This is a genomic window from Oscillospiraceae bacterium (genome assembly GCA_015065085.1).
GTDB lineage: Bacteria > Bacillota > Clostridia > Oscillospirales > SIG627 > SIG627.
This window is the reverse complement of record SVQW01000007.1, coordinates 60,857-83,546: the sequence shown is the minus strand read 5'-3', so window position 1 is coordinate 83,546 and position 22,690 is coordinate 60,857. Positions and strand designations below refer to the sequence as shown.

The following is a 22,690-nucleotide window of genomic DNA, read 5'->3' as shown; positions in this document are numbered from 1 at the left end:
CCCCGAAAAGCCTTTTATTTCAAGGTTTTTTAAGGTTTTAAGGCTTAGAAGAAATGATTTTTGACGCACATTTGACGCACATTTTTTGAAAAGCCCTAAATTCAGAAGCAAAAATGCTCTGCTGAAAACAAAACAAAGACAACGAACCCACAGCAGAATCTTCTTGCTGTGGGTTCTCAATTTTTGTGATATAATTAGTTCGATAAATAAGAATTTGTAGGTGAGTATATGAAAAACTTATATATAGTCGGTGGAACAATGGGAGTTGGAAAAACCGCCGTCTGTCAGCAACTTAAAATGAATTTATCAAATAGTGTGCTTCTTGATGGTGACTGGTGCTGGGATTCCAATCCGTTCCAAGTAACCGACGAAACAAAAGCAATGGTGACGAATAATATTTGTTATTTACTCAATAATTTTCTGAAATGTTCTGCATACGAGAATATTATTTTTTGTTGGGTGATGCACGAGCAGAGTATTATCAATTCCATACTTGAGAAGCTGGATACACAGAACTGTGAGGTGAAATGCGTTTCGCTTGTAGCGGATGAAAAGACTCTGTGCGAAAGATTGGCAATGGATATAGAAAGAGGTATTCGTTCTGAAGATGTAATTGAGAGAAGCATAGCAAGAATACCGATGTATCAAGCACTCAATACCATTAAAATTGATACCAACGCCAAAAACGTGGCCATGATTGCCAATGAGATAAAGCTGTTGTAATACCGTTAAATTCCAATTTGTCGAACAGTTAATGGTCAAGAAAAATGCTCCGGCGAATTTTCGCCGGAGCATTTTTATAAGCATCAATCCATATACTCATCTTTGTATATGTCAATATATTGTGGAGCGTTTGCGTATAGGATTTATTCTTGTTCGGAATCCCATACCGATTTTATTTTACCCTTATCCCCAACGACCATACCACACATATCCATTAATGCTTCAACAGAATAAAATCCCATTGATTGGTTTTCACATATATGACAATTCACCGCACCGCTTATTTTTCAATTCCGAAAAAGCCCAGTGACAATTCCGAACCGTACTTTTCAAAAATACCGTCACCGTGCTCGGCGATAAGCTTCATCATGTCGGAAAGCTGAGTTGCAACATGAAGCTTGGATGTTTCATCAGACACATTTGCCGTAGTGGTGAAGCCGCCCATATTGTAATTCTCAACAATATTCTTTTCAATGGTCCATCCATCGGGCGTAAGAATTTTTTCATCCGCTGTGACTTTGCCCTCTATTTTCGCTTTTAATAATTTACCTTTAAAGCTGTATGAGGAGGCATCGGGGGATATTGTAATATCAAGATATGTATTATCGCTTTTTCCCGTTGTCTCCGGCTCACGGTTCATCAATACGCTGAGCAGAATGTTGTCATCCTCATCACTGCAGCCCAGCGATATTAAAAACAGTGTGGCTCTTTGATTTTCATATTCTTTTTCAAAAAAGGCATGTGTTACCTTGAAACTGCCGTCGACATTCTCACCGTTTGCCTTTATGAAGTCAACATAGTTCTTGTGAGTAATATTCTCGTATTTATCCTTCTCCTCGTCGGAAGACCTTTCGCTTAATACTGCACTCTTGGATGACACAGTTATAACACCGCTGTCCATGAATTTTTCGCCGGTCGAAGCATTTATTACATCTGTAACAAGCTCAATTTCCTTTATATAGTTTATATTATTTTCTTTAAGCTTCTGTGCCTTGATTACTATATCCGCATTACCCTTTTTGCCGGAAGAAAAATCAGCCGAAAAGCTTGTATCAATCAGATTTCCGTTGACATATGCATGTTTGGCACGCAGTGTAATATCATCAGAATTGCCGTTTTCAACATAAAGCCTCAGCATCAAATCACCCTCTGCGGTGTACTCGTACTTTTTGAAGTTTATTTTGATTTTGCTTTTGTCATATAAAACAAGCGTATCACGCAAAGGTTCGTTGAGTTTTACGGTGTTTGTTTCCCCGTCCCAGCCCACACTAAGTCCCAGTGAGCTTGCTATTCCGCGGACGGGCAGATAGGTCGTGCCCTCAATTATAAAAGGCTCGATATAGTTACCGTTAACATCGGCAGGCTTTATTTCTTCGCCGTCAAGCGTTATTTTTATGTTGTCATACAAAAGAGTTTTTTCAATGTTTCCAACGCTTGCCGAAGCAATAGAAAGCACAACGCCCACTGTAAGCATCAATACGGTGAATATTAACGTAATTCTTTTCATGAGTGTTCTCCTTTCAATTATTTCAGACCGAAAAATTCAAGATTCAGGCGTGAGTCTTTTTCTGCAAAAAAGTTGTTTACCTCTTTGACAACAACATCAAGCACCTGCTTTGCAAGCTTTTCTGCCATTTCATCCAGCGCTTTAAGCGACTCTAATCTTGTGTACTTCTGATCTATATCATCAAATTCTTCGTTTAATTTAACCCCTTTGCTTGTAACAGACATATCGGAAAACTTGATTTCTCCGTCCGCACTCCATGAAATACCGTTCAATACGGAAGATATTTTAAATTTATACAGCTCTTCGCCCTGTACATGATTGATTTCCATAATAACAGGTGCGGGAGCGGTAGTTTTCTGCACAGGGTCATATACTTCGGTAATAACGGCGGCATCAAAGTGCAAATCCTTATTGGGAATGCTGTAACCCGCGCTCACCGTTCCCGTATGGCAGTCATGGCGGTCGGAGAAGTTATATTCCTTGCTGTATCTGCCCTTTTTAAATTCACCGTATGCCTTGAAAAACTGTTCAAAGCTTTCGTGAGTAATATCGCCCTCGGGGTCGCTGTAAGACACCTTTGGCTTTTTGTCTGAAGGCTCGGCACCATCAGGAGTTGCGGTAAACTCCTTGACAGAACATATATCAAACTGTGTTTCGGCATCCTTCAAAGAGAATATGAATTTGATTTTATCCGCTCTTTCAATACCGGGGACAAGATGTCTGATATTAACATTCCTGCCACTTATAATCATATATTCCTTGTGCTTTTCAATGCTTTTGCCGTCTGCCAAGCTCACGGTCACATCGAAATATATATCCTTCTTACCGGAGTTATTCACAGAAAAAGACATCGCGACACCGCTTTCGGTAACCTCAAATCCGTTATACACTGCCTTTATGCCGTCATCGTTAAACAGAATGGATTTTTCATCATTTTTAGGCTCTGTAAGGCTTACCGTGTTTGTTTCGCCGTCCCAACCCACACTAAGTCCCAGTGAACTTGCTATTCCGCGTACGGGCAGATAGGTTGTACCCTCAATTATAAAGGGCTCAATATAGTTACCGTTTACGTCGGCCGGCCTTATTTCCCTGCTGTCAAGTGTGATTTTTATATCATCATACAAAAGGCTTTTGTTCACGGTTGAATCAGAGGCGGGCACACACGTAACAGCCACCGCAATCATCAAAAGTATAAGTGGAATTAAAAGTGTTTTTTTCATAGAAATCTCCTTCCAAAGTTTGTATATATTATATATTAATCCGGGCTTTTTGTCAATACGGAATACACAGGAGCCATATCAAAAAATACTTTAACTGCAAAGCATTGCATAAAATATTCAGCCTGTTTTGGAAATATTAACAATTTCAAACTTGAATGCCATCACATCATGCTATATACTTAAAATGATAACAAAAATACATTTTTTGAGAGGTTTTGAGGTATGGCAAACGTTACAAGACAAGATGTGGAAAAGGCTGTTCTTCAGCTTGGAATAAGAAAAGGCGACATTGTTATGGTTCATTCGTCCTTCAAAAGCATGGGCACCGTTGAGGGTGGCGCGGAAAGCGTTATAGGCGGTTTCCTGGATGCTGTCGGCACCGAAGGAACTCTGGTTCTGCCGGCTTTCACCATGAAGGACTTCGGCAATGCATACAGAGACTGGCACATGAACAAGCCCTCGGATGCGGGCTATCTTACCGAGTATTTCAGGACCCGGGAGGGCACATGCCGCAGTGACCAGGCAACCCATTCCGTTTGTGCTTTCGGCAAAATGGCTGAGGAGCTCACAAAAACCCACGGTCACACTCACAAGCGCTTCGGCAATGCGGGCGAAACACCATTTTCAGCCGACTCTCCCTTTCAGAAAATGTATGATAATAATGCCAGAATCGTTATGCTGGGCGTAAGCACACTGTACATAACCTTCCGTCATTTTGCTGAATACTGCTACATGGAAAAGGAGCTTGACAGCATAAAGGCTCATCCTGATTTCCAAATGATGAAGGACCAGTTGTGGGCATTTGGAAAGAAAGGTGTATGGCCTCACCTGCACAACCTTGTATTAACCGGCTTGCTCAACGAAAAGGGACTTGTTTACCGCTCAAAATGCGGTAACGCCACCTTTACAAGCGTGCCCGTAAGAGAGTTTGTTGACCTTGCAATGCAAAGACTTCAGGACTATGACCCCATCGTTCTGCGTCGTTGTGACAGCGTGTGGGATACCGATGCCTGGATAAAGTGGACCGAGCGCGTACGTGAAATGCGGGAAGAACTCAAATAATGTAACAAATACATAACAAAACTGCTCCGATTATTAAATCGGAGCAGTCAGTGTGTCGATAAACCTATCGACACACTGTGAGACTTTCGAAAAGTCAGGGATATTTTGCCGATTTAAGCCTGTCGGCGTACAAAGGTACGATAGGGCTTGAAGCGGCAAAAAGCGACAAACAGCAGGTGATATTCGATGTATCACCTGCTGTTAATTTGTTCTTTGATTTATTTTTTCTTTTTGAAATATAATTTATTTCCGTCGCGGTATCACGACTTTCTCGACAGTCTGGCTGCTCCGATTATTAAGTCGGAGCAGTTTTTGTCAGTTAATGCTTTAAAAAATTTATTTGATTTCCAGCTTATACAGTCTGTCAAAGGGAGATTTTTCGTCAAAGGTTCTTACCTCTTCTACAAATTCCCAACCGAACTTCTCGTAAAGCCCTACATGGCTTGTATAAAGGAACAGCTCTTTAATTCCCGCGTTTTTGGCGTTTTGTGCAACAGTCAGCATAAGCTCACGGCAAATGTTCTGTCCTCTGAAAGACTCATCTACATAAACATTGAGAAGCCATGGATATATATCAGGTCTGCCAAACAAATCATCCGTCATGGACAGCTGATACATACCTGCCGCCTTACCGTCAACAAGTGCAACAAAGGTCTGTGGCAAACGGTCTTTACAGATGGAATGCTCGAACAGATATCTCACCTGCTCCATGGTTTTACCGGTCTTTTGACCCCACCAATTATAGTTCCATTCAACCACTTTGTCAAATATTTCATTGTCTTTATTTTCAAGTCTTATTATTTCCATTTGTAATACCTCCGTTATCTTAATATCATTTATTATAATACCATAAATCTGAATAAAAATCAACACTTTCGGCAAATCTGCACCATTTATTGTATTATTTTCGTCAATCAAAAATAAAAAGCAATTTGAAAAAAATACCTTGTATCCCGCTTGATTTTACGCACATAATATTCACAGCGGCGAAAACACCGCCGCGGAAAGAACACCTTAATTTACAGAACTTTCCACGATTATATGATGCTTTTCCGACACACAATATGTGTGTAAAGCCGAATGCAGCGGTAAAACAGCAGTTTTGCCTGACATGAACAAATTATTCATCTGCATACAAAACGTACTTAAACGCAAAGCCGTTTAAAGTGTGTTTTGACGGCTTTGCAAAGAATGTGTCTGAGACACTCAATTAAAATTCAAGGAGATTTTATCATGAACAACAAGAGACTTGTTCCCGAAGCTAAGGAAGCTATGGATAAATTCAAGATGGAAGCCGCAAGTGATGAGGATGTCACCGATACATATTAAACCAAAACCAAAATACTTATTAAACCGGCCCGACAAACAAAATTGGCGTACTGAAAAGACAATCAGTACGCCGTTTTTATCGGCAAAAGTGAATTTATACCGGGAGCGATTTGAGGGAGATACAGTGTTTATCTCCTAATTGAATATGGCTTTATTTGCGTATAAATGTCCGGCGGTTTGTGCCAAGTGTGTCGTTAAAGGGGAGAATGTTACGCAAGAGTAGTGTGTTTTCCTCCTCACTGTTTCCGCACCAGCACATCATCGTTATATATTTTCAATGTGGAATTGTCGGATTTGCATGACAACACATAACAACCATCTCCTGCATCCCTCCAACAAGTATCAATTTCGTCTTTGTAAGAATCATTCTTGGTTGAAAAGTCATCTTCGTCAACAAGGTAATAGTCATATTCCAACATTTCTGCACCTTCGTATGCTCTGATTGTTATATACTCATTCAGATCATCGTTAAAAGAAATGCTATAACCGAGATTTGTTTTCCCGAAAATCGGTTCTGCTGCAACATCTTGTACCGTCAGTTCATTTGTATGTCGGTTCCGAATCTCTTTATGTTCACGGATTCTGCCGAGAAGCTCACCGCCATCGGTTTCAAGCAATACTCCGTATTCCCATAGTGATGTACCCGTCTCGTCCCGCAAATCATTTTTTTGAAGGAATTGCTTGCTGTTTTCAATTGTTAAAGCTCCGATATGTATGCCGTATTCCTTTTCAAATGCTTCTAAAGCCTCAAGGTCATAGACCGATAGATCCGTTTCATCCGAAACTGTAATTCCGGGCTTTTTTACAAAAATAGGCAAACGCACATCGGTATTGTGTATAAATGCCTCGAGATCCTCCGCATCTGACGGCAATCCGAAATCAAAGGAATACACATACGGCACAACCGTTATCGAATCACCGTCATTAACAGGTGCCATAACGTGACACTCAAATGCATAATCTGCTTTTGTGCTTTCGGGTATGATTCCGATAGCTTCCAGGGCTTTATCAAAGTAGGCTTTAGCAAGTGCGTTAAACTCATTTTTTGTTTTATCATCCGGTTCAAAGTACACTTTACCCGTCACGGTGTTAATGGCAAATGCTTTGGATTCTCCGTTGTGCTTTGTCTTCCCCGTTGCATAATCTGTCAGATAATTGTTGCCGTCATAATTTGTCCACGCAATATACGCAGTACACTCTTCAATAGCTGCACCCGGTTCATTCTCTTCAAGCCAGGTCTTCATCATCTCTGTGCCTTTGGCAGTAATTTTATCGGCGTTTTCCTGCTCATACATAGGCTTGTTCGGGTAACAGCCAAAAAGGCAGACACAGACAAGCATAATAAATGCGGTAACAAGTATTCTTTTTATACTGTATCTTTTATTCATATTATGTCACCCAAATCCAACCGAAGTTCATTCTTCGAGAGCTTCATTATATTCACAAATGCTTTCGGGAGCAACTGATTAATACTTATCTGCAAAGCAATCACTGACATCTTTGCCGTTTATGGTATTTATGCCGTCGTGGGATTGGATATCCACACGGCATCTCTGCCCTGCTTCAAAAATGAAATCAACGTAAGACGAACCATCGGTATAAAGCGGCATAAGTGTTGTACCTACCGGGAGTGTGAGTATTTCGCCGTCAGGCAGCATCTGCACCTCTATATCGCAAAGCGTAATTTTTTCGCCGTTATCTTCGTTAATTGTAAAGTATTCGTCATCTGTTTCGAGAAGTGCCGTTGTCTTGTTTATGCTGTAAGTCTTGTACGCGGTATTGGGGGTATCGAGAAGATAAATATAGCGTTCAAGCTTCATATTGGAAGGGTTACTCGGAATATCTCTGTAATAACCGCCGTATTCGTTGTTTTCGTAGTCGGAAAGCTTTTTGAAACCAAGCTCAACGGTTTTGATTTTTTTAACTCCGCTTCCGTTGAGGTCGTAAACATTTATATAATTAGAGCCGTTTTCCGTTCCGATTTCACCGTAAAGATAATATTTTCCTTCAAGACAGACAAGTACGGGTGTAAATTGTACTCCGTAAAGTTCGTCTTCGGTGCATTCTCTGAGATTTAAGCTTATTGCAAGCCGGTCGCACTGGTAATCCTCCGAGCCGTAACTGCCTGCAAGGATAACATCACGCTTACCGTCGCTTTTATCTCTGTCAAATTTGAACTCTTTGAAATTCGAAAGTTCAACGGCATACGATGAGGGAGCATCTGTATACTTCTTGTCTATCATTTCGGGATGCTCGTCAAACCACAGCTCAAACTCGATAAGCCCTGCCGCATAAGAAGCGATTTCATAAGGGTTAAAATATATATTTATCTTGTTGTAGTCAATTGACCAATTAAGCCCATTGTCAAAGTGCTCATACAAATCCTCGCGTTTTTCTTCGTAAAACTCGCCCTCGTAATTTTCAAGGAGATAACCGAAAATCAGCGTGTAAAGAGCATCCTTATCTGTTACAACATCGAAAAGGTCTATTTCTTCACCTGTTTCGGGACTTAGATTCGTGCCTGCTTTTGCGTAATATCCGTGAGCACCGCCCGAATAGCTTTCGTATTCTCCGAGAATACTGACAACCGCTTTATCTGCACGGAGAATGTATTTTTCGGTGTTCGCATACAGCGTTGAAGAGCCTTCATAATCTGTGTATTCACAGAAAGCTTGCATCTGGGAAGTAGCGGCCTCATCTTCTTCATTATTCAATGCAGCAAGTGCATCGCTAAGCTCGGGGTACTTTTCAGCATCCTCGTCCGAGAGCTTGATATTCTGCCATTTTACCATGCGAAGAGGTTGTTCTTCGCCCCAATCGGCATCAAACCGCTGACACTTGGAAAGTGATATAAGTCCGAAACCGCTGTTATTTTCCACACTTATTACAGGGGTGTTGTCGGGATTTTCATCAGGCTTAATATCCGGCGTGTCGTTACACCCTGCAAAAAATATTGTAATAAGAGCCGTAGCAAGCATAAGGCATAGTTTTTTCATGAATTTCCCATTCCTTTCAAGTATTCGTTTTCCTATCAACGCAGGACACAGAAAAAACGAAAACGCTTTATGTTTTTCATTTTTTCTTCATTCTGCCTTGCGGCAAGGAGTGCCCAAAAGGACACTCCTTGCTATGATTTGTTATTCTTAGGTAGTGGGAGTAGCAGAAGGTCTTGTTGTGGAAGGTCTTGCTGTGGAGGGTCTTGTTGTTGTGGAGGGTCTTGTGAATAAAGATTTGACCTCTGTTACCGTAAAGATACCTATCTTTCTGCCTGCAATTTTAATTTCAAAGGTCTGACCGAGGAATCTGGGAAGCTTATCCTTGAGTACGACCTTGACATCTTCAAGAGTTGCGCCCGGCTCAAGTCCTTCGGCGGGAAGTGTTATTGTACCTGTTTCGTCGTAGGAAGCATAATAGAACTGTGCCTGATATCCGCTTTCTATCTTGCTTGAAAGTCCGCCGTCTGACTTGGAAAGAAGTGTAAGTGTACCGATAACGGTAGTAGTGATTTTATAATCGGAATCAGCCTTTATAAGAGCGTTGCCCCTTGCTACGGCTGTCTTTTCAACAGAGGGAACAAGAAGTCCGACGTTGTCGCCTGCAGATGCCTCATCTATGATCTTATTGAACATTTCGATCGCCGTTACAACAGCCTCCGTCTTTGTGCCGTCGGCAGATACGATATATACCGTATCGTTTGTCTTTATCTCACCGTAGGTGATCTTGCCTGTAAGAACGGTACCTCTGCCCTGAATACTGAATACATCCTCAACATACATAAGGAAGCCGTTGTCCTCCCATGTTACTGTACATTCTTCGGATGTAACGGAAGCCCCCTCCGCATCGGTGATTACACAGCGATATTTAACATTTCCTGCACTTACCTGACTTACGGATACTTCATTTTCCGTTGCGGAATCTATCTTTGACCACGAAGCGGATTTTTTGTATCTTGCATAATACTCCCACTGATATGTGTATGGAGCTTTACCGCCTTCCGCTGTAACCGAAAGCGTTGCCGATTCACCAGTCTTTACTGTGGTACCCTCGGGCTGTGTCTTGATTGCAAGAGCTATTGAGGTGGTAGGCTTTGTTGGTGAGGAAGGTCTTGCGGAAGCAGAAGAATCTTCCTCGGTCTCTTTGTTCTCTTCCTCTCCAACAAAGGTGAGCGTTGCCACTTCACTTGTTACAGTGTTGCCTTCAGCATCGGTAATCTTACAGGATATGGCTTTGATTGAGCCGGCCGATGCCAACGTTATTTTAAACGTATCAGTTTTTGCACCTTCATATTTACCTTCTTCATCCACAAAGTCGGATGTAACCGATTTTGTAATTGTAACAGTCTTCTGCCACTGATATGTGTATGGCTCTTTGCCGCCTTCAACTTCAACTTTAAGCTCGGCTGTTTCGCCTACGTTTACCATAACAGATACGGGCTGTGTCTTAATTGCAAGAGGCTTTGTTTCTTCGGGTTTCTGCTCTTCGGGTTTCTGCTCTTCGGGTTTCTGCTCTTCGGGTTTCTGTTCTTCCTTGCCCGTAGAGAACTTAACTCTCTTTGTATCGTCCATCATTCTGGAGAGAATTGCCGCAACTTCACTTCTCTTGATGTTTTCGTGGGGCTTGCAGCTGTGAATTTCGTCAGAGCCCTGGAGAATACCTGCACGGTAAAGCTTGTAAACTTCAGGTGAGTAAGCACTTGAAGTAGGAACATCCGGAATCGAGTTGTCCGGAACATTGTTTACTGCTTTAAGTGCTTCATCGGGAAGAGCGTGAGCGAAAATCACCATATAGCCGGCTCTGGTTGCTTTTTCATTGTAGTTGTACTCTTTTGTGATGATACCGTTATCTACGCAGTAATCAACGTAGGTATCATACCAGTTTGCAGTACCGTTTTTGAGTGTTACAACACCCTCCATATAAAGCTGATGCATACAAGCAGCGAGCTTTGCAGCTTCTGCGTATATGAGGTTATCATTGGGAGCGTATACTCCTTCTCCCTTACCGTTGATAAGTCCCATATCAACAGCGCTCATTACGTCACCGTAAAACCAGTCGGTTTCTTTTACATCGTTAAATTTGATTTCGGCGGCACTTGCTGTGAAAGCAAATGCTGTTATGCACATTACGAGTGCAAGAAACAGAGATGTAATTCTTTTCATAATATCCTCCTGTTAGTTTTCTTTGCAAGGCGATACCGAAATGATACCGCCCTGCTTTTAATTTCAGCGTTTTTCCTTAACAGTAAATGTACCGTATGTTCTGCCACCTTCCCTGACGGTTATCTCTTGACCGATATAGAACACACCTTTGAAATTCTTAAAGGTTACAGTAACATTTTCCTTTGTTGTACCGGGATTCATAGTGCCGATTCCTGAAATTACGCCTGTAATGTCGGTGCCATTACGATAGAACTGAGGAGAATAGCCGTCGGAAATGGCTGTTCTTCTGCCGCCTTCTTCTTCGGTAATAAGTGTGAGCGTTCCCACAAGAGTATCGCTTACCATATAATTTGTCTTGGCATTTACAACAGAGTCGCCGCGTGCTACCATGGTCTTGTCAATTTCAGGACCGAATTGCAATCCAATATTATCACCTTTTTCGGCACTGTCTAAAAGCTTACGGAACATTTCGATTCCTGCAACGGTTGCTTTTGTCATTTTGCCGTCTTTAGAAATAACTATGATACTGTCGCCCGTATTTACCTTGCCCTTTATCACACGTCCGGTTGCAACCACGGCATTTCTGCCGGTAACGTAGAATACATCCTCAACATACATAAGGAACTCTTCGTTTTTAAGCTCTTCCTTATCTGCCTGTTCGAATTTATTCTTTGCACCACCGGAGGATTTTTTTGTAACATTAACAGCTTTTGAGATTACTTTATCGCCGTTTGAATCTGTAATTACGCAACGGTAGCGATATTCGTTTTCAAATTCCTCCTGATGTACATTGAAGGAAAGAGTTTCCTGCTTTGCACTTGCGATCCAGCTTACTGCCACTTCTTCCCAATCTTCATAGTAATCTCTCACCTGCCAGCTATATGTGTAGGGAGCCTTACCGCCTTCTGCTTCTACTGTAAAGCTTACAGCGTCGCCTGTTTTAGCACTTACATTTACAGGCTGTGTCTTTATTGCAAGAGCATTTACTTCCTCCGGCTCTTCTTCGCCTAAACTAAACTTAACCCTCTTGGTTTTATCCATCATACGTGCAAGAATTGCTGCAACCTCGCTTCTCTTGATGTTATCAAGAGGCTTACAGTTGCGCTCGGCATCCGAACCCTGAAGAATACCTGCACGGTAAAGCTTGTAAACGCCGGATGAAAATGCACGCATCATAGGTACGTCGGGAATTGAATTGTTGGGAACATTGTTTACTTCCTCAAGCGCCTCGTCGGGAAGTGCGTTGGCAAAAATCACCATATAGCCTGCTCTGGTTGCATTTTCATCGTAGTTGTACTCTTTTGTGATGATACCGTTATCTACGCAGTAATCAACGTAGGACTGATACCATGGGTCACCGTTTTTGAGGGTTATCTTACCTGTTGTGTATAACTGATGCATACAAGCGGCAAGCTTTATTGCTTCTGCGTATGTAAGATTGTCTTCGGGCTTGTATTCTGTTTTAGACTTGCCGTTTACAAGACCGAGTCTGACTGCATAGAGTACATCGCTGTAGTACCAGTTGGAATCTTCCACATCCACAAATGTATTAGTGTATGCTTCGGTAATATAGAAAGGCTCGCTGACTATGTATTCACTGTCAGAATAGTAAGCGGTAATTGTATATGCTTTTTCGTGTGCAGATGTGAATTTGTAGCTTGTAGCGGTTGCATCAAGTGCCACCGATCTTGTCATACCTTCTCTTGTCAGAGAAAGCTTCACGGGTGTAAAGCTTGTCTGCCATGTTACTGTCAGGTTTTCACCTGTCTTTATCTCTCCGCCCTTGGGCTGTACGGTGAATGCAGGCTTCTCAATGGGAACGAACTCCATATTCGCAAAGCATTCGCTGCTGCTGTAAACTGTAGTTTCAACTTCTGCCTTGGTTCCGTTGACAAAGGCGGTCATTTCGGATGCAGTATTTGCAAATACGTAGCCGCTGTTAGCGGTAAAGCGAAGTGTTACCTGGTAACGCTTGCCTTTCTCAAATACAGATCCTTCAGGCATAACGTACCACTCTGCTTTGTTGTTATCATAGTACTGCCATACAATCTTTGTAATGCCCGCACCCTTGATTACGGTAGTTGCAACGTTTACAGGAAGATTTCCGATAATAGGGGTAGTCACGTCATTTGCAGTAAGTGTTGTTATTGCACTGCCTATGCCTTCTATTGTCAATGCTTTGGAGAATGTCTTTTCCGTATCAGCATACATCGGATTGCTTTCGCTTGCGTTGTAAATAATCTTTACATCATAAACTCCGGGTAACAGCTTAGAATCGACATAGTCGTCTAAAACTACTTTATTATTTGAAATTGTCTTCTGTGTACTGCTTACTGTGATACCCTTTGCATTGACAAAGTAAACCTTGGCAACGCCGTCAATCGGGGACATTTTTGCAATATCCCGGACATTATCTCTTCGTTCCCGGCGCACACCATTCCAAAAAGCATCAAATGTAAAAGTTATATCAACAGGCTTATTATAATCCGCAGACCTTGTACCCGTGTAATTTATCTCAGGACGGAATCCCTTGAAAACCTTGAAGAATACTTTCTTACGGATAGTTGCATCTTTCCAGAGAGGATTGTCGTTGTCCACCCACTGTGCAGCACCGTCGATGCTCTTTACATATTTAATAAGGCCATCGTCAAGAGAGGTTTTGTAAGAAAGCATCGGTGCAGAACCTATCTTTCTGTAATTGCTGTCTTTTACAAGCGAGCTGAGGTCATACTGGACATATTCATCTTCAAGATGGTTATCAGGTACTAAATGAATTGTATCTGTCAGCTGAATATTGCCGTTATAGGGTGTTATCCACATTTCGTAGAGATACCATTCGTCGCTTCCGGTGTTATTCATTCTGAAGATAAGCTTGTCAAGCGGAATAGGCTCTGTTTTTCCGGTGGACTTGTTGTACTTTGTAACAGGAACGATATATACGTCATCATCGCCCTTTTCAAAGTCGTTATAGGCGGGCTTATCAAGCAATACGGATTTCCATACTTCATTTGTTGAGCCGTTAAACGCTTCGAGATAAACATCCGAGTCTGTACCGGGGTAAGTACCCGAGCCTGTTTTTATGCGTACCTTAAGGGTTGTAACATTCTGTGTTTTGGTATCCTTATTATTTTTTGCATTCAGTGCCTCCTGGAATCCGAGCTTCCATTGTCTGTCAGAGTCCATATCGTGGTTGCCTCCAACACTAATTGGGTCGGTCAGAGCAACACCTAAATGCATGGGAGTAATGGAGATATTATCACATTTCCAGAAATCTCCTGCTGTGCCGTTGTCCTTCTGCTCAATATAAACATCAAGTCGGTCAAGTCTTACGGGTTCCGGAAATTCAACAAAATACTTGTCCTTGTCACCTGCTTCAAAGTCATTGTAGTAAGACTTGTCAAGCAGCTTGTACTGAAGACGACCTTTTTGACCATTGCCGTAATCTTTGACAATTACCGCATAAATATCATCATCTGTTCCTGCATTGACAAGATCTGAGGTAGATATTTCAAGCTCAACGCCGGTAGCTGCAACATATGTTGTTTTCTGACTGTTGTAAACCGTCGGAGTCTTTCCGGAAAGCTCTTTTACAAAGGTCTTGAAGTTGTCAGGCCCCATAAGTATGAGTTTGAACATAGCCATTGTGTTATAGAAGGCTTCAAAGTCGGAATCAATGACATTGTCAAGAGCGCCGCTGTCATTGTCGTTGATAATACTGCTGAGAGAGCTTCCGCTAAGTAATCTCTGCTCTTCGGCATACTTATCCATATACTGCTTGAATTCCTTGAAATTGTCCTCTCCCTGCATATAAGGGTTATAGGAGCTGTCAAGCTGCTTAGAGGGGTCTGAAAGTCTGTTTAAAATCTTTTCCTTTAATTCTTCCTCGCTGGGTATACCCATGTAGTTAAGGAAGGCTTCCTCAATCAGCTCTTCAATCAATTCGTCAAGGTCGATCAAATCAAGATCAAGCATTTCAAGGAAATCGTCGATTGCCATCGGGAAGTCAATCATCCAGTCAGGAACACCTGTAATATAAATACCGTATTCCAAGCCCCATGCCTTAATTTCCTCTTTAAGAACGGTAAGCAAATCAGGATGCTTTTCCGCAACAAGTCTTGCGGCAATTTTGTCAAAGGTCTCTACAAGTGCATAAATTGCCTTGTCCTGATCCTCAACCCAGCGGTCAAGATATTTTGTAGCCGCAGCTGAAATGATGGGATCCGGATTGTCTCTCCATTCGTTTGCTTCGTTGTAAAGCTCTGTACGCCAGTCAATAAGATATTCAAAGTGAGGCGGAAGCTCGGCATATTCATCATAAAGCTTTGTGTGACCGCTGTAAAGACTGCCGTTTCCTATCCATGCGTCGGCAACAAATCTATCGGGAGCATCAACTTCAAGATACCCGATACTGTCATAGAAGTCATGGTTCACCAATTTGTCCATGTAGCTTTCAGAGGACATATGGCTGATAACATTATTAAGATTTTCACCTGAATAGTTAAGGTTCACAACTTCACTTAAAACATCCATTACTGCAGGGAAAGATCCACCCGAAAAAGTGTTGATAAAGTCATGACCAAAAAGATCTCCGCAGTAGTGAAGCATACATCCGAGTGTGAATGCAAGTGCTTCCTTGCGGGCCTCACATTCCTTTGGCAACATATTTAACGAGTCGCACAGCACTGTAATCCATTCGCCCGAAGACACACCTTCCTCATAAGGATGGATAATCATCTGACCGGCTATAAGATCGGGATAAAAATCAGGTCCTAAAGAGCCTGCACGGAATGCATCGGGATATGAGAAAATTGCATCCTGAAATTCCTGCGGCATTTTGTATGAATAAGTGTCGCTTGTTTCATCTCCGTCGTAGGGAGCACGAACCGTAACGTTTGCCTGTCCGGCGTTCTGCTTTGCAGAACGTTCTTCCTCCAGCAAAATAATGTTTGCGCTGTTGGCGTGTGACTTGTTGCTCCACGCAAAAACGTTTATAGGGAGCACGTAAACAATCATCAGCACAGCCAACAACAATCCTACTAATCGTTTTCCAACTCTTTTCATTGTTATGAGCCTTTCTTAATAATGATTATTGTGGAGGAATCATATAGAGATTCCACGTCTCGCCCTTCTGTTTAAACCATACGCAGAGTGAATAGTTTTTATCATCCTGCGAAAGCCAGGTATAAACACGGGCGTTTTGTATTTTGTCGTAATAATAAACCGTTGCTTCACAGCCGATTTTGTCCTTGAAATGCTCGTAGGTAAGAAGCTCGTATGCCGTACCCTTGAAAACGTATTTGCCTTCAAGCCATTCGGCGTGAGTCTTTTTCAACACCTCGGAGGTAGTCATTTGGTCACAAATTTTCTGCGGCTCTGAAGATGATAGATCCGTCTGTGTCGCCGTTTTTGACAGATCGCCGCCTGCCATGGTTGAAAGACCTGCCGCAAAAAGACCTGCGCCCATAAGAGCTATAAGGGAGCCTGCAAGCCCCGAAGCGTTTATTTCGCTTGAATCAAAATCAAGCTTCAGCTCTTCTTTAAGCCCGTTCAATATTTCATCAACATTGATATCCTCTGCCGTGGTCTTTTCGGATGTGTTTTCTGATTCTTCTGCAGGTTCATCCTCTGGTTTTTCCGGCTCTGTCATAAGGTTGGTGGAACCCGAAAAGTTCAGTGTCCATTTTCCGTCGTTATCCTTATCGGTGAACAGCGCAGAAAATTTAGCGGTTTCATTGTCCTTTGCGATCCAGGTGTATGTTCTCGCATTATTCTTTGTGTCAAAGAAATAGTTGCTCGCATCAACACCGATGTAGTTTACAAAGTCCTCATAGGTGTACTTTGACTGTTCGCTAAACGAGAAAAACATAGTATTTCCGCCAAGATATTCATTTACCGTTTTCCACAGCTTGTATGCAGAAGTTTTTTCTTCTGACATTACCTGAATTTCCGAGGATTCATAGTTAATGTTGTTATTGCTCACTATGCAGTCTCCTTTTTATGCTTTGCTCTCCCACAGCGAAAACACTGTGGGAGACTATTTTATTTAAACGATATCGCCGTTATCAAAGGGGTCTCCGCACTCGGGGCAGAACTTGGGAGGAGTAGTACCCTTTTCGGGCTCCCAGCCGCATTTGTCGCACTTGTACTGAGGAACACCCGCAGGCTTTTTAGCTCCACATTCGGGACAGAATTTGCCCTTGTTCACCGCACCGCAGGAGCAGGTCCAGCCTTCAGCCGCTACGGGCTCGGGCTTCTTGGCTCCACAATCCGGGCAGAATTTTCCGGTAGCAGTCGCTCCGCAGGCACATTTCCAGCCGTTCTGCGCAGGTGCTGCGGGAGCGGGATGTATGGTTCCTTGAGGCTGCTGTTGCTGCTGACCCATAGAGAAGAGGTTCTGCGCATTCATGCCGCCTGCGTTCATTGCCATACCCATGCCCATAAAGCCCTGCATTGCGCCGTTTTCGTTTGCAGCAGCTGTACGCATTGCATCTGCCTGTGCTCCTACAAGACGTGAGCCTGCCATCATGGGATTGGTGGTCATTGCGTTTTCTTCCCACTCTGTAATCTTCTTTCTCTGATCTTCGGGGATAGAAAGTGAATTGATTGTAAGCTTTACAAGCTCGATACCTCTTGTTTCTGTCCAGTCGGGTTTGAGCACCTCGGTAAGAGCGTTTCTGATCTCAAATGTGTGTGCAGGGAGCTCGTAGTATTCTATCTTCTGTGCCGCAACGCTTGCAAGAGCGGGCTGAAGAGCATCCAGAAGAGAGCTTCTGAGGATGTCCTCCCACTCGGATTTCTCGTAGGAGCCGGAAACGTTACCTGCTATGTTTGTGTAGAACAGCAGGGGGTTTGTCATCTTGTAGGTATACTCACCGTTGCATCTTACGTCAACCGAGAGCTTGAGCCCCATTTGCTCGTTGATGACTACCTTGAAGGGAACGGGAGTTGCCGTTCCGTACTTATTGCCCATAATTTCCTTTGTATTGAAGTAGTAAACTCTCTGATCCTTGGCTGTGTCGCCACCGAAGGTAAAACGCTTACCGATTGTCTTGAAGGTTTCCTTTATACTGTCGCCAAGGTTACCTGCAAAAATTGAGGGTTCTGTCGAGGTATCGTATGTAAATTCACCGGGTTCTGCACAGAATTCCACAACCTTGCCCTGCTCAACAATCATCATTGCCTGACCGTCAGCAACCGCAATAAGTGAGCCGTTGGAAATAATATTGTCCTCGCCCTTTGTATTGGAGGAACGAGAGCCTGTACGCTTCTGTCCCTTCACCATAAGTAAATCATTATCTATTGCATCGCAGTAGAAAAACTCCTTCCACTGATCTGCGAGTGTGCCGCCAAGGGCACCCATTCCTGCTTTAATAAGTCCCATAATGAACTCCTTTCGTTATTTGAAATTATTGTTTATAAGCGTATTATTCGCCTGTTTTTTCGTTTTCTTTTATCTGTCCAACCGAGTATGGATTCTTATTTTCTTTTGGTTTGTCAGGTCCCGAGCAACTCGAAGCCCAGCTTATAATGTCCATCCAAAGAATGATACTTAAAAGCCAGACACCGAGTGCTATCCAGAACCAAAGCAGTTTCCAGCCGAAAATAAAGTGCATTGCAAGTAAAATCCACGCCGGGATTGTCCATTCTAAGTTGATCAACATATTGAAAAGCAGGCAGGCGAAGAAATTGCCGATTCTTTTCATAAATCAATCACCTTTGATCCGAGGTTATGCCCAGGGGTCTGCGGATTTTGGCTTGCGGATGTCGGGAAGCAAGAACTGCTCCCACAAAAGCCACTGACCGTCGCCCTTCATTCTGAGCTGTACTTCTCTGGGTGTATCAGCACCACTGCTTTTGATTATCAGCTTCTTGTAACCCTGATTTGCATCCGAGTAGGGATTGCTTTCTACAGTAATAGAATAGGGCTCATCGGGTGTATAGTCATTTTCCGGTGTTGCACCTTTGAAATAAGAGAAAGGAACGTAGGTCTTTTTGTCACGAAGTCTGTCGTCAATGAACGAGATTTCGTAATTGGAAAGAGGTCTCGGACCTTTAAGGAAGTTGAGCATCTCGATACCGATGTTCTTGTCTGCCGCGTATACGCAAAGTGCAACTACTGTTAGCGCGGCTGTCTTGTAAGGATCATCAAGCTTTGCCTCCGGAAGAGCCTTAAGCTCGTCAAGACTTTCGGGGAGCTTTGCAAATGTAAACTCTTCCTTTTTGTTTCCTGCGTTACTTACGGCACTTTTTACAGCACCTGTTGCGGCATTTGCAGCCTTGTTAAACAGCTTATCAAAAATTGACATAAATTTTTCCTCCTTAAACAGATTTATTTGCCAAGCTCCTTGGGAGCTGAAACTCTTGCACTTGGATCCATCATACGAATAAGAATTGCGGCAACCTCGCTTCTCTTAATGTTGTCGGAAGGCTTGAACGTTCCTTTTACATCAACGCCTGCAAGGATACCTGCTCTGTAAAAGGTGTAAATTGCCTTATCCTGCGCAAGCTTTTCTTCTTTTACATCGGGGATAGAGCCTGAAGGAATCTCGTTCTTTTCCGCAAACGCTTCTGCGGGAAGTGCCTTTGAGAAAATATAAGCGTATTCTTTTCTCGTTATATTTTCGTCTGCCTTAGGTGTAAGGTCCTCATCGATGATGCCGTTGTCGAGTGCATACGTCATATATGTGCTGAACCATACATCTGTACCGTTCTTTATATCTTCTGCAGGATTTCCTCCGTTGTAAAGAATGTTCATACACACTGCAAGCTTTACTGCTTCGGCGTATGTCATATTATCCTCGGGTGCATATATTGTAGCAGACTTACCGTTAATAAGTCCCATCTGGTTTGCACCTGCAACTGCATCGTAGAACCAATCTGTCTCCTTTACATCTGTGAACGGGAATACATATTCTTCTTCAACACCTTTGGGAGCAAGGAGCACTTCAAAGATAATAGACTTTGCCGTATTACCTATCATTGCAGTACATCTGTAATAATAGGGTGTCATCATATCTTCCTTGGGGATAGGACCTACTGTGACGCTATCACCCATGCTTAACGGTGCTCCGATTGTTTTTCCTTCCTTGTCGCATCTGAACCACTGGAAGTCTGCGAGCTTCTCTGTTCCTGTTACCTTTGCCTTAAGCGTAACCTTTTCTTCCCATGAGTAAATTATGATTTCCTGTTTGCCGTCTGCAACAAGGTTAAACTTTTCTTCGGGATATTCTTCATCGTCTTCTTCATATTCGGGAACGTAGGTAACCTTGAATATTACGCTGCCGTCGCCGCCGTAGATGCTTGCCGCACCGAGGAAGTAGTGGGGAACGTTTACCTCGTTGACATTTATGTAATAGTTAAGAGTATCGGTTTCGCCTATCACGTAATATTTGTAATCCTCTGCATCAAAGCTTCCGTCTTCGTTGCAGGGACGCCATACATAAGTTACATCCTGCTTACCCTGTCCTTCAACGCCGAGCTTGAGAGTGAAGTCGCCGTCCTTTGTTACAATTTCCGTTTCGCCCACGGGAAATACCTTGAAGTCCTTTGCCGTACTTTCGGTTACGGTTACCTTTACAATGGGAGACTCCGAGAAATCGGAGGTGTACTCTGAATCATCAAATTTGCAGGTCATAATGCAGTAATAGTAATCTGTGCCCACCTCGTAGGTGTGAGCTTCAAGCTGCTTCTCGTGACCGCCCTCAACCATTTCGCCTGTGCCGTAAACGGGTCCCTCTGCCTTGTACCACTGATAATTGATGTTGCTGCAAAGCATAAGATCCATATTGTGTGTGAAGTCAAGGATCACCTTTTCGCCCTTTTCGGCTGTGACCTCTTTGTTATTGTAAGTTATGTCGATTCTGAATTCGGGGGTTGTTGTACCGGATACGACTGTTCCGGATACATACGTACCGTTTACAGTTCCGGTTACGGTTTCGGTTGTCGTGCCTGTTGTTCCTGCGTTTACCACAACCGTAGGCTTGAAAGTTGCTTCTGCATAATACTTTTTTGTTTCAAACTTTCCTTTTACGCCGCCGCCAGATGATGTTTCATTCACAAATTTTGCTCTTTCTCCGTTTATGCTTACAACGCCCTGTTCTGCAAAATCATCGGCATATACGAATTCATCTTTCTTGCCAAACTCAATTTTTACTGTATATTCCTTGTTTGCATCGGCTTTTGCATCATTCGGTGTCCATGTAACTGATTTTACTACGATACCGTCTGTTGCGGAAAACGCGTTTGTCGGAAGAGGTTCGCCTGCAAATACGCCGGGCATTGTGAAATCAGCCCATTTGATTGTTTGACTGTCAATCGCGTCAACCTTGTATGTGAAGGTGTATTCCGCTTCTGTGGAACTGATGAGCTTTGTGTTTACGCTGTTCATCTTCTGTTCCATCCAGTATGCGTAGCCGTTTGCATTAAAGGTGTTTTTCGGATCCTTAGACTTTACTCTTACGGTAATTCCAACCGTGTCACCTTTTTTAAACTCTGTAAGCTCTTTGTTGAACATTGTATATTTTACGCTTACGAGCTCAACATCGCTATTTGTCGTAACGGTCTTGTCGAGCGGACCGCAGTGATAAGGTGCGTCAAGGTCCTTGAAGGTTGTTGCGTAGATTTCACCTTCTTCGAAGGTAACCGAGACATATACTTCCATTTCACTCTTTGATTGATCGTGTACTACATAGGGTTTATACTTTTTGCCCTTATACTCAATCGTGTAAACATTGCTTTCATAGCTCTTGCCGTCGTTTGTACCGCCCCAACCGAAGAAATATCCTTCCTTTGGCTTAAGCGTGATACGGACTAAATCAATAGTTGTTCCTGCACGATAGCTGGGAAGCTTGTCGCCAACGTAGTAGTCAGCCATTTCCTTGTAGAAGGTTGCTTCCTCAACATAGCAGTTTTCAACATTTACAACTGTAAATGCAGGAAATTCCTTGCCGCCTGAGAACGCACCGGAATCAAGCTTGATGTTGGTTGTCTGAATAGGCTCCGTTGATACATTTATTTTTATTGTATCGGTATGTGATGAAGTTTTGCCGGTTCTTTCAAACTTTTGGTTGTGCTTGATAGTAAGAGTCAGCGTGCCTTCTTTTACAAAGGTAACCTTTTCACCACTTACTTTAACCATTGACGAATCGCTAAAAGAATATGTGTAAGTATTCTGTACGCCATAATCGCTTGATGCAAGATCTGCCGTGTAACGCGATGCCGGAATATTGGCAATCTGTCCGACCTTATAGTTTTCGGTTTCATTCATAAAAACATAATAGGATGAACAGCTAATCGCCGCACTTGCCGATATCGCCATAAGGCAGGTGATTGAAATTACTGCGATAATAACCGCAAGTATTTTGCTTGTTTTTTTCATAATGAAATCTCCTTTTCGTTTATTTTATCTTTTTCACAAAAAAGTTTTACAAATGTTTGCGTAGCGCTTGTCTTGACTAAATCAAAATAATGTGATATAATACTAAGAAATAGCAGAAGCGCCAAAGTGATATTCCTTTGTATGATATTACATATCATGCAAGCCCCTCTCGGCTCTTACTATCTGAAATCAAGATGTGTTCCCTCCCTTATGCATTCTTTCAATTGTAATTATATATATTTTCTCGGATTTGTCCCCCGACTAAACACCAGAAAGTTTAGGAAAATATAAAAATAATTTTGTTTTTTTGAAAAAA

General features: G+C 42.6%; 15 protein-coding genes. 3 read left to right on the top strand and 12 right to left on the bottom strand.

Going from position 1 to position 22,690, the window contains the following annotated elements:
• Positions 1-228 precede the first annotated feature (228 nt).
• Complete coding sequence (locus tag E7588_06385; GenBank protein ID MBE6688890.1) at positions 229-723, top strand: nucleotide kinase; 495 nt, start codon at positions 229-231, stop codon at positions 721-723.
• Positions 724-1,003: 280 nt separating this feature from the next.
• On the opposite strand, the gene E7588_06380 is transcribed toward E7588_06385, so the two are convergent.
• The gene (locus E7588_06380; GenBank protein MBE6688889.1) at positions 1,004-2,230 is read right to left on the bottom strand and encodes a copper amine oxidase N-terminal domain-containing protein; all 1,227 of its coding nucleotides are present in this window, start codon (positions 2,228-2,230) and stop codon (positions 1,004-1,006) included.
• 17 nt (positions 2,231-2,247) lie between these two features.
• A complete protein-coding gene (locus E7588_06375) occupies positions 2,248-3,450 on the bottom strand; it encodes a copper amine oxidase N-terminal domain-containing protein (GenBank protein MBE6688888.1) in 1,203 nt (400 codons plus the stop codon).
• Between the two features lie 222 nt (positions 3,451-3,672).
• On the opposite strand from E7588_06375, the gene E7588_06370 reads away from it, so the two are divergent.
• On the top strand, positions 3,673-4,512 hold the full coding sequence (locus E7588_06370) for an AAC(3) family N-acetyltransferase (GenBank protein MBE6688887.1): 840 nt from the start codon (positions 3,673-3,675) through the stop codon (positions 4,510-4,512).
• 336 nt (positions 4,513-4,848) lie between these two features.
• Here the strand turns inward: E7588_06370 and E7588_06365 are convergent, their stop codons facing one another.
• Entirely contained in the window at positions 4,849-5,319 is a 471-nt protein-coding gene (locus E7588_06365; protein MBE6688886.1) for a GNAT family N-acetyltransferase, read from the bottom strand.
• A 366-nt stretch (positions 5,320-5,685) separates the two neighbouring features.
• On the opposite strand from E7588_06365, the gene E7588_06360 reads away from it, so the two are divergent.
• Positions 5,686-5,841, top strand: a complete 156-nt coding sequence (locus tag E7588_06360) for a small, acid-soluble spore protein, alpha/beta type (protein ID MBE6688885.1) — start codon at positions 5,686-5,688, stop codon at positions 5,839-5,841.
• A 236-nt stretch (positions 5,842-6,077) separates the two neighbouring features.
• Here the strand turns inward: E7588_06360 and E7588_06355 are convergent, their stop codons facing one another.
• The 9 genes from E7588_06355 to E7588_06315 all read right to left on the bottom strand — a co-directional run bounded on the left by E7588_06355 (position 6,078) and on the right by E7588_06315 (position 22,374).
• Positions 6,078-7,229, bottom strand: coding sequence for a hypothetical protein (locus E7588_06355; protein MBE6688884.1), 1,152 nt, complete (start codon positions 7,227-7,229; stop codon positions 6,078-6,080).
• Positions 7,230-7,307: 78 nt separating this feature from the next.
• Entirely contained in the window at positions 7,308-8,837 is a 1,530-nt protein-coding gene (locus E7588_06350) for a DUF3298 domain-containing protein (protein MBE6688883.1), read from the bottom strand.
• Positions 8,838-8,984: 147 nt separating this feature from the next.
• Positions 8,985-10,997, bottom strand: a complete 2,013-nt coding sequence (locus tag E7588_06345; GenBank protein ID MBE6688882.1) for a hypothetical protein — start codon at positions 10,995-10,997, stop codon at positions 8,985-8,987.
• A gap of 63 nt (positions 10,998-11,060) precedes the next feature.
• The gene (locus E7588_06340) at positions 11,061-16,058 is read right to left on the bottom strand and encodes a hypothetical protein (protein ID MBE6688881.1); all 4,998 of its coding nucleotides are present in this window, start codon (positions 16,056-16,058) and stop codon (positions 11,061-11,063) included.
• 25 nt (positions 16,059-16,083) lie between these two features.
• Positions 16,084-16,977, bottom strand: a complete 894-nt coding sequence (locus E7588_06335) for a hypothetical protein (protein MBE6688880.1) — start codon at positions 16,975-16,977, stop codon at positions 16,084-16,086.
• 63 nt (positions 16,978-17,040) lie between these two features.
• Positions 17,041-18,378, bottom strand: coding sequence for an SPFH domain-containing protein (locus E7588_06330; GenBank protein ID MBE6688879.1), 1,338 nt, complete (start codon positions 18,376-18,378; stop codon positions 17,041-17,043).
• A gap of 43 nt (positions 18,379-18,421) precedes the next feature.
• Positions 18,422-18,700: a hypothetical protein gene (locus E7588_06325; GenBank protein ID MBE6688878.1), complete on the bottom strand. Its 279-nt coding sequence runs from the start codon at positions 18,698-18,700 to the stop codon at positions 18,422-18,424.
• Positions 18,701-18,724: 24 nt separating this feature from the next.
• Complete coding sequence (locus E7588_06320; protein ID MBE6688877.1) at positions 18,725-19,303, bottom strand: hypothetical protein; 579 nt, start codon at positions 19,301-19,303, stop codon at positions 18,725-18,727.
• Positions 19,304-19,326: 23 nt separating this feature from the next.
• On the bottom strand, positions 19,327-22,374 hold the full coding sequence (locus tag E7588_06315) for an S-layer homology domain-containing protein (GenBank protein MBE6688876.1): 3,048 nt from the start codon (positions 22,372-22,374) through the stop codon (positions 19,327-19,329).
• Positions 22,375-22,690 lie beyond the last annotated feature (316 nt).